Origin of the sequence: Mycobacterium sp. (assembly GCF_049608025.1) — a bacterium.
Classification (GTDB): domain Bacteria; phylum Actinomycetota; class Actinomycetes; order Mycobacteriales; family Mycobacteriaceae; genus Mycobacterium.
The window spans coordinates 48,156-63,921 of sequence record NZ_JBMYXC010000018.1 but is presented as its reverse complement, the minus strand read 5'-3'; the positions used below and the strand labels follow the sequence as shown (position 1 = coordinate 63,921).

Annotated in this window: 13 protein-coding genes and 1 pseudogene; 5 read left to right on the top strand and 9 right to left on the bottom strand. The window is 65.1% G+C overall.

The features are described 5' to 3' along the window. A pseudogene (locus ACPGXI_RS08880) lies at positions 1–397 on the bottom strand (IS481 family transposase); the annotation flags it as partial. Between the two features lie 133 nt (positions 398–530). Here ACPGXI_RS08880 and ACPGXI_RS08875 point away from each other — a divergent pair. The 3 genes from ACPGXI_RS08875 to ACPGXI_RS08865 all read left to right on the top strand — a co-directional run bounded on the left by ACPGXI_RS08875 (position 531) and on the right by ACPGXI_RS08865 (position 3,728). Continuing rightward, positions 531–1,985: an HNH endonuclease signature motif containing protein gene (locus tag ACPGXI_RS08875; protein WP_526651920.1), complete on the top strand. Its 1,455-nt coding sequence runs from the start codon at positions 531–533 to the stop codon at positions 1,983–1,985. A gap of 113 nt (positions 1,986–2,098) precedes the next feature. Continuing rightward, the gene (locus ACPGXI_RS08870; RefSeq protein WP_526651918.1) at positions 2,099–3,253 is read left to right on the top strand and encodes a 3-ketosteroid-9-alpha-hydroxylase subunit A; all 1,155 of its coding nucleotides are present in this window, start codon (positions 2,099–2,101) and stop codon (positions 3,251–3,253) included. A 1-nt stretch (position 3,254) separates the two neighbouring features. Continuing rightward, complete coding sequence (locus ACPGXI_RS08865; RefSeq protein WP_526651916.1) at positions 3,255–3,728, top strand: hypothetical protein; 474 nt, start codon at positions 3,255–3,257, stop codon at positions 3,726–3,728. Between the two features lie 41 nt (positions 3,729–3,769). On the opposite strand, the gene ACPGXI_RS08860 is transcribed toward ACPGXI_RS08865, so the two are convergent. Genes ACPGXI_RS08860 through ACPGXI_RS08850 form a run of 3 tightly spaced genes read right to left on the bottom strand, consistent with a single transcriptional unit; the run spans position 3,770 to position 6,890 of the window. Then, positions 3,770–4,915 (bottom strand): sulfotransferase, encoded by a 1,146-nt coding sequence (locus ACPGXI_RS08860; protein ID WP_526651915.1) that lies wholly within the window; start codon positions 4,913–4,915, stop codon positions 3,770–3,772. A gap of 52 nt (positions 4,916–4,967) precedes the next feature. Further along, positions 4,968–5,759, bottom strand: a complete 792-nt coding sequence (locus ACPGXI_RS08855) for an SDR family NAD(P)-dependent oxidoreductase (protein WP_526651913.1) — start codon at positions 5,757–5,759, stop codon at positions 4,968–4,970. Positions 5,760–5,762: 3 nt separating this feature from the next. Continuing rightward, positions 5,763–6,890, bottom strand: a complete 1,128-nt coding sequence (locus ACPGXI_RS08850; protein WP_526651928.1) for a hypothetical protein — start codon at positions 6,888–6,890, stop codon at positions 5,763–5,765. A 214-nt stretch (positions 6,891–7,104) separates the two neighbouring features. Here ACPGXI_RS08850 and ACPGXI_RS08845 point away from each other — a divergent pair, with 214 nt between their 5' ends. Both ACPGXI_RS08845 and ACPGXI_RS08840 read left to right on the top strand, forming a co-directional pair. Beyond that, a complete protein-coding gene (locus ACPGXI_RS08845; RefSeq protein ID WP_526651911.1) occupies positions 7,105–8,064 on the top strand; it encodes an IclR family transcriptional regulator in 960 nt (319 codons plus the stop codon). 138 nt (positions 8,065–8,202) lie between these two features. Continuing rightward, positions 8,203–9,705 carry an amidase gene (locus ACPGXI_RS08840; RefSeq protein WP_526651909.1) on the top strand — a complete coding sequence of 501 codons (1,503 nt, stop codon included), beginning with the start codon at positions 8,203–8,205 and terminating at the stop codon, positions 9,703–9,705. A gap of 44 nt (positions 9,706–9,749) precedes the next feature. Here ACPGXI_RS08840 and ACPGXI_RS08835 read toward each other — a convergent pair whose 3' ends face one another. Genes ACPGXI_RS08835 through ACPGXI_RS08815 form a run of 5 tightly spaced genes read right to left on the bottom strand, consistent with a single transcriptional unit; the run spans position 9,750 to position 15,741 of the window. Continuing rightward, positions 9,750–10,766 carry a TIGR03617 family F420-dependent LLM class oxidoreductase gene (locus ACPGXI_RS08835; RefSeq protein WP_526651907.1) on the bottom strand — a complete coding sequence of 339 codons (1,017 nt, stop codon included), beginning with the start codon at positions 10,764–10,766 and terminating at the stop codon, positions 9,750–9,752. Then, positions 10,766–12,865 (bottom strand): RecQ family ATP-dependent DNA helicase, encoded by a 2,100-nt coding sequence (locus tag ACPGXI_RS08830; RefSeq protein WP_526651905.1) that lies wholly within the window; start codon positions 12,863–12,865, stop codon positions 10,766–10,768. The genes ACPGXI_RS08835 and ACPGXI_RS08830 overlap by 1 nt, the downstream gene beginning before the upstream one ends. Before the next feature lie 54 nt (positions 12,866–12,919). Further along, positions 12,920–13,963 (bottom strand): 4-hydroxy-2-oxovalerate aldolase, encoded by a 1,044-nt coding sequence (gene dmpG / locus ACPGXI_RS08825; protein WP_526651903.1) that lies wholly within the window; start codon positions 13,961–13,963, stop codon positions 12,920–12,922. After that, positions 13,964–14,899 carry an acetaldehyde dehydrogenase (acetylating) gene (locus tag ACPGXI_RS08820; protein WP_526651901.1) on the bottom strand — a complete coding sequence of 312 codons (936 nt, stop codon included), beginning with the start codon at positions 14,897–14,899 and terminating at the stop codon, positions 13,964–13,966. A gap of 56 nt (positions 14,900–14,955) precedes the next feature. Next, complete coding sequence (locus ACPGXI_RS08815; RefSeq protein ID WP_526651899.1) at positions 14,956–15,741, bottom strand: 2-keto-4-pentenoate hydratase; 786 nt, start codon at positions 15,739–15,741, stop codon at positions 14,956–14,958. Positions 15,742–15,766: the final 25 nt, after the last annotated feature.

Here is a 15,766-nt window from a genome sequence, read left to right as displayed (position 1 = left end):
TCTTCTTCGGCTCAAGGCGAGCCACGCCAGCCTCTCGGAAGATGCGTGCCAGCGACGCGACCGAGGGTACCGGATCCAGGCCCATCGCCCCCATCTTGTCGTGCACGCTGATCGGCCCGTGGTCCAAGCCGGAGGCCTCCAGGGCGGCGCGCACTGCCACGGCCCGAGCCTTGACCTCATCGCTGAGCTTCCACGGGTTGGACTTCGGTCGTCGCGTCCGAGGCTCCAGCACCGCGGCCGGCCCATCAGCCTTCACACGTTTGCGCAACTCGTAGAACGACTTTCGCGAGATGTCATGCTCGACGCAGAATGCCGAGACCGCCCCTCGGGGCGCATCATCGGGCCACTGCGAGATCGCGAGGCGGACACGGGGATCGATCGGTTCATTGACGGCCACCGCCCGAGCCTCAGGGCAGAAGTGTCACCACCAAGACCAATCGAAGTGTCACCAATGTCCTGATGCAGAACTGTCACCGATGTCTTGGGAGATGACACGCCGAGTGTCTGACCCCTGGGCTATTATCGAATGTATGTTCGAGGAATCGCAGACGGCGGCGCGGTCGGTCGTGGACCGCATCGCTGCGTCGCGGCGCAGCGAGAATCGGGCTGCGGCGCGCACGTTGATCGATGTGAACAATTTGTTCCGGATTCGGTTGCGCGAGCACGGCGAGTGCGCGCAGTGGGCCGCCGACACCACCGACGCGGTGGCTGCCGAGATCTCCACGGCGCTCAATATCAGTGCCGGGCTGGCTGCTGACTACGTGTTTCATGCCCGCTGCCTGCACGAGGACCTGCCGGCTGTCGGGGCGGTGTTCGCCGCCGGAGACATCGACTACGCCACCTTCAAGCTGGTGCGTTCCCGTACTTCGCTGATCACCGACGACGACGCGATAGCCGCCGTGGATGCCGCGGTGGCGGCCGGGCTGGGCCGCTGGCACCGGGTATCGCCGGGCCAGCTACGGGCCCGGGTCGACAAGATCGTCGTGCGCCAAGACCGCGACGCGATACGCCGCCGGGAACGCAAACGCCGCGACCGTGTCATCGAGATCTGGGACTCCGGCGACGGGCTGGCCGAGATCCGCGGCTTTCTACAGAACATCGACGCCCACCTACTCGAGGAACGCCTCGCCGCGCTCGCGGCCACCGTGTGCGGGCAGGACATGCGCACCCCGGCGGCCCGGCGCGCTGATGCGATCGGCGCTCTGGCCTTGGGCGCCGACCGGCTGCAATGCTGCTGCCCGGACCCCGACTGCCCGGGATCAGACCGGCCCGTCACATCACCGGTCGTCATCCATGTCGTCGCCGAGGCCGCCACCATCGACGGCGCGGGCACCGAACCCGCAGTCGTCATCGGCACAGATTGGTTGATCCCCGCCGAGATCGTCGCTGAACTGGCCCGTACCGCACGGGTGCGCCCGATCAACCATCCCGGCCGCGCAGCCCCCGAGTGCGGCTACACCCCCACCCAAGCGTTGGCCGACTTCGTCCGCTGCCGCGACCTGAACTGCCGATTCCCCGGTTGCGACCGCCCCGCCACCGGTTGCGACCTCGACCACACCATCCCCTACACCGACGGCGGGCCCACCCAGGCGGGCAACCTGAAACTCCTGTGCCGAAAACACCACTTGCTGAAAACATTTTGGGGCTGGCGCGACCAACAACTACCCAACGGCACCGTCATCTGGACCTCCCCCTCAGGGGACACCCACACCACCACACCAGGATCGGCCGAACTTTTCCCCACACTCTGCGCGCCGACCGCCGCTGCGGCGCCTGCCCAACTGCAAAGCCAGTCCGACCGTCCCGACCAGCAGGGCAGCCACTGTACCGCCGCGATGCCGCTACGGTGCACCACCCGCACCCAGAACCGCAACGCGACAATCGAGGCCGAACGCCGACTCAACCGCCACCACCGCGAAGCCGACGAACGCTGGCAACAACAACTCGACGCCATCACCGCCATCCACGACCCACCGCCCTTCTGAGTAGAAGACCGCCGGTCACCCCAAGGCAGCAGTTGATAGGCGATTGAATTGCGCCGATCAACAGAAAAACTGTAACGTGTTCTAATTAGAGACACTTTGTTGGGAGGCCCACAGTGAGCACCGAAACCGCAGCCGTACGCGAGATCGACACCGGCGTGCTGCCCGACCGGTATGCCAGAGGCTGGCACTGCCTCGGGCCGGTGAAGGACTACCTCGACGGCAAGCCCCACGGCGTCGAGGCCTTCGGCACCATGCTGGTGGTCTTTGCCGACTCGCAGGGCGAACTCAAGGTCCTCGACGGCTACTGCCGTCACATGGGTGGAAACCTGACCCAGGGCACCATCAAGGGTGACGAGGTGGCATGCCCGTTCCACGATTGGCGTTGGGGCGGCGACGGCAAGTGCAAGCTGGTTCCCTATGCCAAGCGCACACCGCGACTGGCACGCACCCGGGCCTGGGAGACCGACGTTCGTGCCGGTCTGTTGTTCGTCTGGCATGACCACCAGGGCAACCCGCCGCCGCCGGAGGTACGCATCCCCGACATCCCCGAGTTCGCCAGGGACGACTGGACCGACTGGCGCTGGAACACGATGCTCATCGAAGGGTCCAACTGCCGCGAGATCATCGACAACGTCACCGACATGGCGCACTTCTTCTACATCCACTACGGCCTGCCGACGTACTTCAAGAACGTCTTCGAAGGACACATCGCCAGCCAGTACCTGCACAACGTTGGCCGGCCGGATATCAGCGATATGGGCACCAGCTACGGAGAAGCGCACCTCGACTCGGAGGCTACGTACTTCGGACCGTCATTCATGATCAACTGGCTGCACAACAACTACAGCGGCTACAAGGCCGAGTCGATCCTGATCAACTGCCACTACCCGGTATCCCAGGACTCGTTTGTGCTGCAGTGGGGCGTCATCGTCGAAAAGCCCAAGGGCTTGGACGAAAAGACCAGCGACAAGTTGGCCCGGGTTTTCACCGATGGGGTCAGCAAGGGCTTCCTGCAGGACGTGGAGATCTGGAAGCACAAGACCCGCATTGACAATCCGCTGCTGGTCGAAGAGGACGGCGCGGTGTACCAGATGCGCCGCTGGTATCAGCAGTTCTACGTGGATGCCGCCGATGTCACCGCTGAGATGACGGACCGCTTCGAGATGGAGGTCGACACCACCGCGGCCAACGAGAAGTGGCATGTCGAGGTCAAGGAGAATCTGCAGCGCCAGGCCGAGGACGCGGAGCAGCCCACCGAGGTTTCCTGACATGTCTCCGGACGAGTCACCACCGGACGTCGATCGGCTGGCCCGATCGATGTTGCTGCTGCACGGCGGCCACGACGACGATCACGAGCACGCCGCCGGTTCCCACGACGAGGGCCAACTCACCGGATCTTGGCGCAAGGCACCGGATTTCTCGTCCGATCCCGACCGGGCGGCAGTAGTTCACGCGGACACCGCACGGGATCGCGAACGCTATCTGACCTCTGGACTGGCGTCGGTCGACTGCCGATACTGTCACGTCGTCGTCCAGGCGAAGAAGCTCGGGCCGGCCTACACAGCGGTGCAGTGGAACTCCGAGGCGACGCAGCATTGCGCGCACTTCGCCGAGATTCGCGCATCCGGCGAGGACCCGGCCAGGGTGCGGTCCTGCCCGCGGTTGGTCGACAGCATCAAGCACGCTGTGGCAGAGGGCTGCCTGGAGGAAGTGTCGTCTGCGCCGTCGCCGGGGGACGGCTGACACCCTGTCTCAGAAGCCCGGTCCCCCAGCGGCCCGGTACCTCAGAGACCCTTGAACCGCGCCTTGACCTGTTCGTCGGTCAGGCCGTAGTCGGCCAGCGAGTAGGTGTGTTTGGGGGCCCGCGGGCCGCTCTGGCTCTGGGAGTGCATATCGGTAATCGCTGAGCGGGCCGCGTCGGTGAAGTCGATGCCGAACCGTCGATAGATTCCTTCGACGGCGGCAACCGGATCCTTGATGAACTCGAAGTAGTCGAGGTCACAGAACTGCGCCGGATCATGCTTGGCACGCTCGACATCGAACAGGTGCAGACCGCGCGCCCAAGTCTCCAGGGCGTCGTGGCCGATCACATCACCGGTGAAGTTGTTGGACCAGCCTGCGGTGGTGTGCTGGGCCAACGAGCACATTGACGCCATGATCGTCTCGGCCGGCCGATGGCACTGCACCACCAGAGCATCCGGGTAGACAGCGAACAGGGCGTCCAGCGCGAAGAGGTGACTGGGATTCTTGAGCACCCAGCGTTTCTCGCGGTCGTTGAGCCCGATCAGTTGAAGGTTCTTGCGGTGCCGCTGATACGACTTGGTCCAATCCTGCTCGGCAAGCCAGCGCGAGTAGGTCGGCAGGTGTGCCAGCGTCTCATAAGACACCGAGTGCAGAGATTGGCGCAACAGCTGCCAGCACTCCTCCACCTCGGCAGCCGTCATGAAGTGCAGCCCGGTGTAGTCGGGATTATCTTTGTGCGCCTTGCTGAACCGGGCATCGAGCTGTTGGAAAACCGGGTTCTGGGGCCAGGTCTCGCGGGGGGGACGAGGCTGCGGGAATTCGGCGAGCCAGAGTTCGAGCCCCTGGTGCGCCGGATCGGCTGTGAGCAGCCGGTGAACGACGGTGGTCCCGGTGCGCGGTAGCCCGGTCACGAAAATCGGGCGCTCCACACTCACGTCGGCGTGCCGTGGGTGCTGCTTGAACGCCGACTCCGAAACCAACCGGGCAACCAGGGCATTCCTGACGAAGAACCGGTGCATCTTGCTACCGAGTTCGGTGAGATCGGCATCACGGCGGAATGACTCGAGTAGCACGCCGAGCGCTTCACGGTAGTTGTCGTCGTCCACCCCGAAGTCATCGAGCCCGCAGGCCTTGACCGCTGAGGCGTGCAGGTCCTCGACAGTGCCCACATCGGTGCGGATGCTCATGGCTCGACTCCCCCTCGCTCCGGTCCTCGCTCGCGCTGCCTTCGCATGCTCATCAGGCCTTGTACTCCCCGCAGTTCACATCCAGAGCCTGGCCGGTGATACCGCTGGACAGATCGCCGGCCATGAACAAGATGGCCGAGGCCACCTCGTCCTCGGTGGGCAGTCGTTTCAAGTCAGACGATGCTGCGGTGGCCTGGTAGATCGCATCGACGGTGGTGCCGTACTTGCCGGCCTGGTGGTTGAAGTAGCTCTCCAGCGTGCCCCCCCAGATATAGCCCGGAAGGATCGAATTCACTCGGATGCCCTGCTCTCCCAGCTCCGTGGCCAGCGACTGCGACATGGCCAGTAGCGCCGACTTGGCCATCTTGTATGCACCGTATTTCGCTTGGGAATGCCGCACCACCATCGAGTTGACGTTCACCACAGAGCCTTTGGACTCAGCCAGCGCCGGCGTGAAGCCCTGGATCATTCGCAGAGCCCCGAACACCGTCAACTCGATCGCCTCGCGCATATGGTCGAATGTGGTGTTGGCCAATGGCTTCATCGAAGGCACTCGGAAAGCGTTGTTGATCAACACGTCGACCTTGCCGTATGCCGTCAACGACTCGTCGACGAGATTGCGCACCTGCGCCTCATCAGTGATGTCGGTGCCCACCGAGACCGCACGCCGCCCCAGATCTGTGACCTGCCTGGCAACCTCATCCAACCGCTCGACCGTCCGGGCGGCCAGGACCAGATCGGCTCCGTTCTCGGCGCACCGACGGGCGAGGGTCGTGCCCAACGCCGGTCCCACACCACTGATCACGACAACTTTGCCTTCGAGGAGAAGGCCGGAATCTGGCATGAGCTAGCCCACCATTCTCTCGCCGATCTGTTTCTGACGCAGTGCGATGCGCGCGCGCCAGTCGTGCTCTGAGATCTTGTTCGACTCGAAGTACGGCAGGGCCTCGGACACCTGCTCTGCATCGACGAGGTCAACGACAGGGCCATCGGCCTCGGTCAGCTCGCGCGAGACCCGCTGCCAGCGGAACTGCAGGAAACCCTTCCGGTGTCCCAGCGTCTCAACCCAATTGGTGACGCCCGGATTGTTGTCGGATACAACGATACGAATCTTGCCGTCCGGATCCACTTGGGCCTGAGTGCCGTTCAGTGAGGTCTGGTGATTGATGTAGTCCAGCGAGATGTACCACAGACTGCCCAGCTGGAAGCCTAGGTAGGGTGCGTCGGTGCCGGGCAGCGTGATGATGAGCGCCTGGTCCTCGGCCAGGTCGAATTTCCCAGCCGACGAATACTGGGTGGCCAGCCCCCCAGGCGTCAGCCGTGGCGAAACCATCGTGTTGGGCGGGCTGTCGGTATAGAACCACTGCGGGAACTGCAGCCAGGTCTTGACTCGCTGAACCAATTGTTTACCCGCTACCGCATAACGCTTTTCGATCAGCTCGCGGGTGAGCGCGGGCGGCGCGGTGCCGACGGTGTCGGTCCGCGATATCGAGAAGGTTCCGCGACGGGCCGACCAGTCGTTGTACACCTCCCGGATGACCAGTTGAGCCGGGCCGGCAGGTGTGAATCGCCATTCGAAGGTGCCGTCGTCGGCGATGTCGAGTTTTCGGTCGTCGAACGCCGTTGCACTGTCGGGCACGTTGTCGTCGGTGTATTCGCCGCCCAGCAGTTGAAAACTCACATCGGTCGTGGTGCCGCGGATACCGGTCACCACATACTCGTGGCCCGGTTGCACCCGAGTACCGAAGTACATCGTGTCCGGGTTGTCCAGACCCATCTTGGTGAAGGGGCCGGTGCCGGTGTGCAGGAACGGGTGGTCGCGGTCGTAGTCGAACGCCACGTGCGTGCAAGCGGCGATGCAGCCGGCCAGGTACTGCAAACCCTCGAGGAGATCAGCCTCGGTCTCGATGAATGGTGCAGCGGCGACGAGGCTCTCGGCCTCGGCGATGGCCTCGGCCAACGGCTGAGAAAAAATCGGGATCAACGCCTCTCAGTGTTCCAGTCTCCACGGTCCATTCTTTCCACGGCCCATTCTCTCTGCGGTCCAGTGTCTCTGCGGTCCAGTGTCTCTGTGCCCCACTATCGAGCCCATGTTTCGCTATTGAGCCGGTGTTCCATTATTGAACCGTAGTGGTAGATTTCCTGACCTGACACTAGAAGGCGTTCCAACTCCAGTCAACGGGCGGGTCATGCAGGAGCCGAATGTGCCACCAACCGGTACGCCACCCAGTAGCGCCGGCCGGACATCGCCGCCGACCGAGCGCGTCATCGCCATCCTCGGATTTCTGTCCGCGCATCCGCACGATCGGTTCGGCCTGTCCGACCTGGCCCGCCGCCTGGGTCTGAGTAAGCCCACCTGCCTGGGCATCCTCACGACGCTGACGGCAGCGGGCTACCTCGTGCGCGACGAAGAGGACAAGACCTACCGCCTCGGCCCGACGCTCATCACGATCGGTCACACGGCGCAGGAGTCCCTGCGGGTGAATCCCGCTGCGCGGGAGGAGCTGCGCCGGCTGTCGACGACCTACGCCACCACCGCAGCCCTGTCCGCGGTGGTCGATGACCGCATCACGCTGCTCGAGGTGGTCGGACCACCCGGAGCCGACTCCGGCGTCAAGGTTGGTCAGAGCTATCCGTTCGCTCCGCCGGTAGGCCTGATGTTCGTGTTGTGGGACGAGGTGGCCCTGCGCGCCTGGCTGGAAAAGGAGCCCACGATCCCGCTGCGCACCGACACCGCGCGGCTCGATCGGGTGATCAGCGAATGTCGCGCAGCGGGATACCTTGTCGAGCGTCTCACCCCGAGCGGACGGCGGTTGTACGCGATGATGGCGGGCATGTCGAGTACGCTGCCGCAGGAATTGCGGGCGTTACTGGGCGAGTTGATCTCCGATGTCGGCGAGCGGGTGTACCTGAGCAGCGAGGGCAGTCCGGGCGAACGCCGCCGCGGTGCACGTTCGGACATCAGCGTGATCTCCGCTCCCGTCTTCGACCACCACCGACGCCAGGCCATGGTGGTGTCCCTGCAGATCGGACGCGCCCTGACTGACGGCGAAATCAGCAGGCATGCAGACGGATTGATGGCTTCCGCGCGGGCGCTGACCGCTCAACTCGCTGGCGATGTAGCCAAGGTCAGGGCCCCTTTCCCATAGTCAGCTGATCGGCACACGGGAGCCCCTACTCGGCGGTGACCGCACCGCAATTCCTACAGCGACCTAGGATTCGAACCGTATGGGGTCGCAACTTCCGGGAACGGTCCTTCGGCCACTGGTCACTGGGGAGAGGTTGCGATGGACGTGCCGGAGTTCACGATCGCAGAGCTGCAGGCGGCATTCGACCGGGGTGAGTGGAGCGCCGCCGGCCTGGCGAAGGGCTACCTGAAGCGGGTCTCGGAGATCGATCGATCGGGCCCGATGCTGCGCTCGGTGATCGAGGTCAATCCTGATGCTTTGGTGATCGCCGAAAGGCTCGACGAGGAGCGCCAACAGCAGCGAACGCGCGGCCCGCTGCACGGTGTACCCGTCGTCGTCAAGGACAGCATCGACACCGGCGACAAGATGATGACAACTGCCGGATCGTTGGCTCTCGAAGGCAATGTCGCGGAACGAGACGCCTTCATCGTCATGAAATTGCGCAAAGCCGGTGCCCTCATCCTTGGCAAGGCCAACATGAGCGAGTGGGGCTACATGCGCTCCACTCGACCCTGTAGCGGGTGGAGCAGTCGCGGCGGTCAGGTGCGTAACCCATACGTCTTGGATCGAAGCCCACTGGGCTCGAGTTCGGGGTCGGCAGTCGCGGTGGCCGCCAACCTCTGTGTCGGCGCAATCGGCGCGGAGGTCGACGGATCCATCGTCCGGCCCGCCTCGAGCAACTCGGTCGTCGGCCTCAAACCCACGGTGGGGCTACTGAGTCGCTCGGGCGTGATCGGGGTCGCGGCTCCCCAGGACACGGCGGGGCCGATGGCCCGCACCGTCGCTGATGTAGCGACACTTCTGACGGCGCTGACCGGTTACGACGAGGGCGATCCGGCAACGAGGAACGGCGCTGAGCACGCGCTGACCGACTATCGCCACTTCCTCGACCGTGGCTCCCTCGAGGGAGCGAGGCTCGGGGTGGCCCGGGAGTGTTTCGGCCAGCACGAAGGAACCGACGCAGTGATTGAGGACGCGATCGGTCGCCTGGCGGAGCTGGGCGCAGAGATCGTCGACCCGGTTCGGGCGAGCTCGCTGCCCTTCTTCGGAGAGCTCGAACTCGACCTGCTCCGCTACGGCCTCAAGGCGAGTCTGGACGCCTATCTGGGCGGTCATCCCCGCTCTCGGGTGCGGAGCCTGGAAGAACTCATCCGGTTCAACGAGGAGAACGCCGACGCGGTAATGCCGTACTTCGGTCAGGAGTTCCTTCGGCAGGCGCAGGCCAAAGATAGCCTGACCAGCCAGGAGTACCTGCTGATCGAGTCCGAGCTGCGCCGTCGAGGGCGCGGGGAGGGCATAGACAAGGCGCTGAGTGAGCACCGCCTGGACGCCATCGTGGCACCCACCGAGGGGTCACCGGCATTTGTGATCGACCCGGTGGTCGGGGACAACCTGTTGCCAGGCGGCTGCTCGACACCGCCGGCGGTCGCCGGCTATCCGCACATCTCGGTTCCCGCCGGCTACGTTCATGGACTTCCCGTGGGGTTGTCATTCTTCGGTGGGGCATTCCAGGAGCCGAAGCTCATCGCCTACGCCTATGCCTTCGAACAGGCAACCTCGGTCCGGCAGCCGCCACGATTTATCCCGACCCTCGACATCTGACCGGAGGTTATCGGCGGCACACCGGTCGCCGCGATCGACGAGAATCACTGAGCGGCAAGTGCTGCCACGCAGGCCTGGACCCCAGCGTCGCTGTCGCCGCGTAGCGGAGGTAGGACAACGCCGTCAGCCGTAGCCCCGAAGCGGGCTGCGAGCAACCGCGGCAAGTCGTCGTAGCACGCGGACACGACGAACTCGTCCACGACATCGTCGGTCAGCACTGCGGGTAGCCGGTCCCATTGCTGCGCCCGTACCAGCTCGCGGAGCCGTTCGGGCAAGTCCGGCCATCCCCGGCTGATCAACGCCGGCGCGTAGGCCGGTGTCGAGTACAGGAACGCCAGCATCCGACGATGTCGTTGCCGCTCGGCGGCGACCGCGGCGGCGTTGACACCCGTGGCGATGGCAGGCGATGCGATAACCGCAGCCATGGTCGTCCGCCGGGAGGTGGCCGCCCCGCGCCGCAGCGCGGGACGGACCACGTTGTGCAAATGTTCGGGCCCGGAGTTGGTGGAGTGGGTCACCACCCCGGCGGCAACCTCCCCGGCGAGTTCACACATGCCCGCGTTCACGGCCCCCAACCAGATTGGCGGTGTCGATGCGTCGCTGGGGCCGGGGTTGAAGTACGGCTGCATCCGGGTCAACCGGTAGTGGGTGCCTTCGAAGTTCAGCGCCCCACCTGTGCGGAACGCTTCGAACAGCGCCTGCAGCGCACCCACGTAGTCCCGCATCCGTTCGACCGGCTCAGTCCATGGCATGCCGAATCGGTCCTCGATGTTCTGCTTGATCTGGCTGCCCAGCCCTAGTTCGAACCGCCCACCCGACAGCTCCGACAGATCCCAGGCGGCATAGGCCACCGCAGTCGGACTGCGGACGAACGCCAGGGTTACCGCCGTGCGGACGGTGATCCGAGTCGTGTGTTCCAGTGCGAGCAGAGCCACCGCCAGGGAATCGTGGATCGTCTCGGGAACGTGCAGGCCGGCAAAGCCGAGCCGCTCCGCACGCTGCGCGTAGGCGGGGACTGATGCCAGCGATTGCTCCGGATCCAGCGCAAGGTAGGCCAACATCAGCTGGTAGCCGCCAGCGCAAACGGCAATACCTCGGGAGCCCCGGCGGCGCGTACCACCCGCGCGGCCATGGTCAGCGTCCATCCGGTGTCGGTCCTGTCATCCACCAGGAGCACCGGCCCGCCCGCGGCACTTCCCAGGTCCTCATCTGGCGCCGACCAGGCCCGGTGCAACGCCGCGACACGGTATGCGGAGTTTGCCGCGGTGACCGGTCGCCGCTCTGGCGCGTAGCGCAGGGTGCCGAGGTCGGTGAGCCGACCCAACTCAGCCAACTTGGAAGCTAGTGACGAGATCAACAGTGGATGCGTGTCCGAATCCAGCGCCATGACCGCGGTCGGTCGCACCGCCCAGTTCCACGATGCCAACACCTTCACCGCGGCGCGCACGACGTCCTCGGGCACCTCCGCGTCGTCGTGGTCGAGCAACTTGCGCAGTCGAGCCCCCCACCCCAGGTCGGTCAGTCGGCCCAGGACGCGCCCCGGTTCGGGACCGTCGGTAATCTTCCCGCTGAGCTCTACCCCGAGCTTGCCCAACCCGGACGGCCACTGCTTGCGCGGGGTGATCTCCACTCCGGGCCGCATCAGCCGGGCCCGAGTATCGGCGGCCGCGGTCGCGTCGACATCGCCGCCGAACCGAGGACCGGTGCAGTTGTCACACCGGCCGCAGGACTCCTCGGCGCCCAGCGTTGGATCGTCGAGTTGACTGCGCAGGAACGCCATTCGGCAGCCCCGGGCGGCCTGGTAGTCGAGCATGGCCCGCTGCTCGCGTTGACGGGCCGCGTCGAGCGCACGGTAGCGCGGCTCGTCGTACTCCCACGGCACGCCGGTCCCGACCCAGCCGCCCTTCACCCGCCGCACCGCACCATCGACGTCGAGCACCTTCAAGACCATCTCCAGGCGGGACCGTCCAAGGTCGACCAGTGGCTCCAGCGCGGGCGTCGATTGGGGTCGATCCTGGTCGAGTACCTGAATTACGTTGCGCACCATTGATTCCGATGGAAAGGCGACCGAAGAGAAGTATCGCCACACATCTTGGTCTTCGCTTCCGGGCAAGAGGATCACCTCGGCACTGTCGGTGGACCGTCCTGCGCGGCCGACCTGCTGGTAGTAAGCGATCGGCGACGACGGCGCGCCCAGATGCACGACGAAGCCGAGATCAGGCTTGTCGAAGCCCATGCCGAGCGCAGATGTGGCGATGAGTGCCTTGACACTGTTGGCCAGTAGATCCGCCTCGAGCTGCGCGCGTTCAGCCGCCTCGGTGGAGCCGGTGTAGGCCGCGACCTGATAACCCCGCTCGCGCAACAGCGCCGCGATATCGTGTGCCTGCGCGACAGTCAGCGTGTACACGATGCCGGAACCGGGAAGTGAATCGATATGCGCGGCAAGCCAAGCCGCACGCTGTGCCGGATTTCCCGCGTTCACCACCGACAGTCGCAGTGACTCCCGGTCCAGGCCGCCGCGGAGCACCAACGTATCTCCCTGAGTATCAGATCCGCCGACCCCCAATTGAGTAGCGACATCGGCAACGACACGATCGTTGGCGGTAGCGGTGGTGGCCAGCACCGGTACATCGGAGCCGAGTTCGGCGATCAGCGTGCGGATGCGCCGGTAATCGGGACGGAAATCGTGGCCCCAGTCCGACACGCAGTGCGCCTCATCCACCACCACCAGCCCGGCGTCACGGGCCAGCGCGGGCAGTACCTGGTCGCGGAAGTCCGGGTTGTTCAACCGTTCCGGGCTGACCAGCAGCACATCGAGCTCGCCGCCACGCACCCGCTCGTGGATCTCATCCCAGTCGGCCATATTGCTCGAATTGATGGTGGCGGCATGTACACCCGCTCGTTCGGCGGCCATCACCTGGTTTCGCATGAGCGCCAACAGCGGCGAGACGATGACCGTGGCGCCGCGTCCGGCGGCTCGTAACAGCTTGGCGGCGATGAAGTACACCGCCGACTTTCCCCATCCCGTGCGCTGGACGACAAGCGCCCGGCGGCGCTGCACGACTAGCGCCTCGATGGCCGACCACTGGTCATCGCGCAACCGCGCGTCAGGGCCGGCCAATTGTTCGAGGATCGCCTGCGCCTCGGCTCGTGTCGCCATGCCCCCATCGTGCACCTCGGGGCTGACAGGCCGGTCCGCCAGTGGGTCCAGCGCCTAGACCGACGCGTCCATCTCCCGCTTGATCTCCAGAGCGATGTCGATCAGCTGGTCCTCCTGGCCGCCGATCAATTTGCGTTCTCCGGCCCGGTGTAGCAGCGCGTGTGCGGGCACCCCGTAGCGCTCGGATTGGCGGATCGCGTGCTTGAGGAAGCTGGAGTAGACCCCGGAGTACCCCATGATCAGCGCGTTGCGGTCCAGCAGGCACTCGGCGGGCATCGCCGGCGCAACGACCTCTTCCGCGGCATCAGCGATGTCGAAGAAGTCGATCCCGGTCTTCACGCCGATCTTGTCGAACACGCCGATGAGGGCCTCGACCGGTGCGTTACCCGCGCCCGCGCCGAAGCGGCGACACGAACCGTCGATCTGCTTGGCGCCGGCCCGCACGGCTTCGATCGAGTTGGCCACCCCGAGACCCAGGTTCTCGTGGCCATGAAAACCAACCTGTGCGTCGTCCCCCAGTTCGGCGACCAGAGCCGAGACGCGGTCGGCCACACCCTCGAGCACCAGCGCACCCGCCGAGTCGACGACGTAGACGCACTGGCAGCCGGCATCGGCCATGATCCGGGCCTGGGCGGCCAGTTTCTCCGGGGAGATGGTGTGGCTCATCATCAGGAACCCGACGGTCTCCAGACCGAGTTCGCGGGCCAGACCGAAATGCTGGATGGAGACGTCCGCCTCAGTGCAGTGGGTGGCGATGCGGCAAATCGAGCCGCCGTTGTTCTGCGCCTCCTTGATGTCCTCCTTGGTGCCCACGCCGGGCAGCATCAGGAAGGCGATCTTGGACTCTTTCGCGGTCTCGGCGGCCAGCTTGATGAGTTCCTGCTCGGGAGTTTTGGAGAAGCCGTAGTTGAAGCTCGAGCCACCCAGTCCGTCGCCGTGGGTGACCTCGATGACCGGTACGCCGGCGGCATCCAGAGCGGCGACGATGGCGCCGACCTCATCGGCGGTGAACTGGTGGCGCTTGTGGTGACTACCGTCGCGCAGCGACGTGTCGGTCAACCGGACGTCCCAGATCGGGTTGAAGTAGATGTCGCTCATTCAGACCGTCTCCCTAGCCAGTGTCTCCTGCGCGATCTCCTCGCCGACCTTCGTCGCCGCGGCGGTCATGATGTCCAGGTTTCCAGCGTACGGCGGTAGGTAGTCGCCGGCACCCTCCACTTCCACGAATGTGGTGACGACGGCCTGTCCGCCGGAGTTCATCGACGGGTCGTCGAACTGGGGTTCGTTGAGGAGTCGATAACCCGGCACATAGCTCTGCACATCGGCGACGACGTCCCTGATGGACTGCGCGATCGCGTCGCGATCGGCGTCCTCGGGGATGGCGCAGAAGATGGTGTCGCGCATGATCATCGGAGGATCGGCCGGGTTGAGGATGATGATCGCCTTGCCGCGTGCGGCGCCGCCGATGGCCTGCACACCGGCGCTGGTGGTCTTGGTGAACTCGTCGATGTTGGCCCTGGTTCCGGGTCCGGCAGACGCCGAGGACACCGACGCAACGATCTCCGCGTAGGGCACGGTGCCGCCTTGTTCGGCGACGGCCCGACACACCGCGTACACGATCGGAATCGTGGCCTGGCCGCCGCAGGTCACCATGTTGACGTTCGGCGCATCGAGGTGCTCGCGCAGGTTCGCCGGCGGTATCACTCCGGGGCCGACAGCGGCCGGGGTGAGGTCGATGGCGCGGATGCCGGCCTCGGCGTACCGGGGCGCCGCATCGCGGTGCACGTAGGCGCTGGTGGCCTCGAATACCAGATCGGGCTTCTCATCGAGGCCCAGCAGCCAGTCCACTCCCTCGTGGCTGGTCTCCAACCCCAGTTTGCGGGCCCGGGCCAACCCCTCGCTGTCTGGATCGATGCCGATCATCCAGCGCGGCTCAAGCCAGTCCGACCTCAGCAGTTTGTACAGCAGATCGGTACTGATGTTGCCCGATCCGACGATCGCGACTTGAGTTTTGCGTCCAGCCGTACCAGGCATTGGTTCTCCTTAGTCATCCATTCGGACAGTCATCCATTCGGACGTCGCTCGGAAGCTCATTCGAAACTAAGTTGCACTGAACCTAATCCGGCGAAGTCCGCGACGAAATTGCTGCCCGGTGGCGCGTCGATGGCGCGGGTGCACGAGCCGGGCAGCACGATGTCGCCGGCCTTCAGTCGCACCCCGAAGGCCTCGACCTTGCGAGCCAGCCAGGCGACCGCTGTGACCGGATTTCCCAGCACCGCATCACTGCGCCCCTCGGCAACGACTTCGCCGTTGTTCTTGAGGACTGCCTCGATGGCTCTGATATCCACGTCCTTGGGTGACACCCGCGCCTGCCCGAGTACCCAACCGGCCGACGAGGCGTTGTCGGCGATCGTGTCGCAGAGTTTGATCTTCCAGTCGGTGATGCGGGTGTCGATGAGCTCGATCGAAGGCGCGAACGCTGCCGTTGCCGCCAGCACGTCGTCCTCGGTGCAGCCTGCCCCAGGCAGGTCATCGGCGAGTACGAAACCGACCTCCACCTCGACGCGCGGATAGAGAAATCGACCGGACTGCACCGGCGTGTCCTCGAAGACCTCCATCTCGTCGAGCAGGTGCCCGTAATCGGGCTCGTCGACATTCATCATCTTCTGCATGGCCTCTGACGAGAGGCCGACTTTGTGCCCGATCACACGGGCGCCCTCGGCGACCTTCTGCCGAATGTTGATCAGCTGAATCTCGTACGCGTCGACCACGTCGATGTCCGGTTCTCTTGCTGTGAGCGGGCCGATCGGGACCCGGCTTCGCTCGGCCTGCGCCAAGTCGGCGGCCAACCAGTCACGCACCTCAACGGACAACATTCGTGAAGTCCCCTCATTCCGTGGA

What these genes read in the sequence shown, in the direction of transcription:
- ACPGXI_RS08840 (WP_526651909.1), top strand. Translation starts at nt 8,203, where the DNA reads ATGGACGTGCCGGAGTTCACGATCGCAGAGCTGCAGGCGGCATTCGAC.
- ACPGXI_RS08845 (WP_526651911.1), top strand. Translation starts at nt 7,105, where the DNA reads ATGCAGGAGCCGAATGTGCCACCAACCGGTACGCCACCCAGTAGCGCC.
- ACPGXI_RS08830 (WP_526651905.1), bottom strand. Translation starts at nt 12,865, where the DNA reads ATGGCGACACGAGCCGAGGCGCAGGCGATCCTCGAACAATTGGCCGGC.
- ACPGXI_RS08820 (WP_526651901.1), bottom strand. Translation starts at nt 14,899, where the DNA reads ATGCCTGGTACGGCTGGACGCAAAACTCAAGTCGCGATCGTCGGATCG.
- ACPGXI_RS08865 (WP_526651916.1), top strand. Translation starts at nt 3,255, where the DNA reads ATGTCTCCGGACGAGTCACCACCGGACGTCGATCGGCTGGCCCGATCG.
- ACPGXI_RS08875 (WP_526651920.1), top strand. Translation starts at nt 531, where the DNA reads ATGTTCGAGGAATCGCAGACGGCGGCGCGGTCGGTCGTGGACCGCATC.
- dmpG (WP_526651903.1), bottom strand. Translation starts at nt 13,963, where the DNA reads ATGAGCGACATCTACTTCAACCCGATCTGGGACGTCCGGTTGACCGAC.
- ACPGXI_RS08835 (WP_526651907.1), bottom strand. Translation starts at nt 10,766, where the DNA reads ATGTTGGCCTACCTTGCGCTGGATCCGGAGCAATCGCTGGCATCAGTC.
- ACPGXI_RS08815 (WP_526651899.1), bottom strand. Translation starts at nt 15,741, where the DNA reads ATGTTGTCCGTTGAGGTGCGTGACTGGTTGGCCGCCGACTTGGCGCAG.
- ACPGXI_RS08860 (WP_526651915.1), bottom strand. Translation starts at nt 4,915, where the DNA reads ATGAGCATCCGCACCGATGTGGGCACTGTCGAGGACCTGCACGCCTCA.
- ACPGXI_RS08855 (WP_526651913.1), bottom strand. Translation starts at nt 5,759, where the DNA reads ATGCCAGATTCCGGCCTTCTCCTCGAAGGCAAAGTTGTCGTGATCAGT.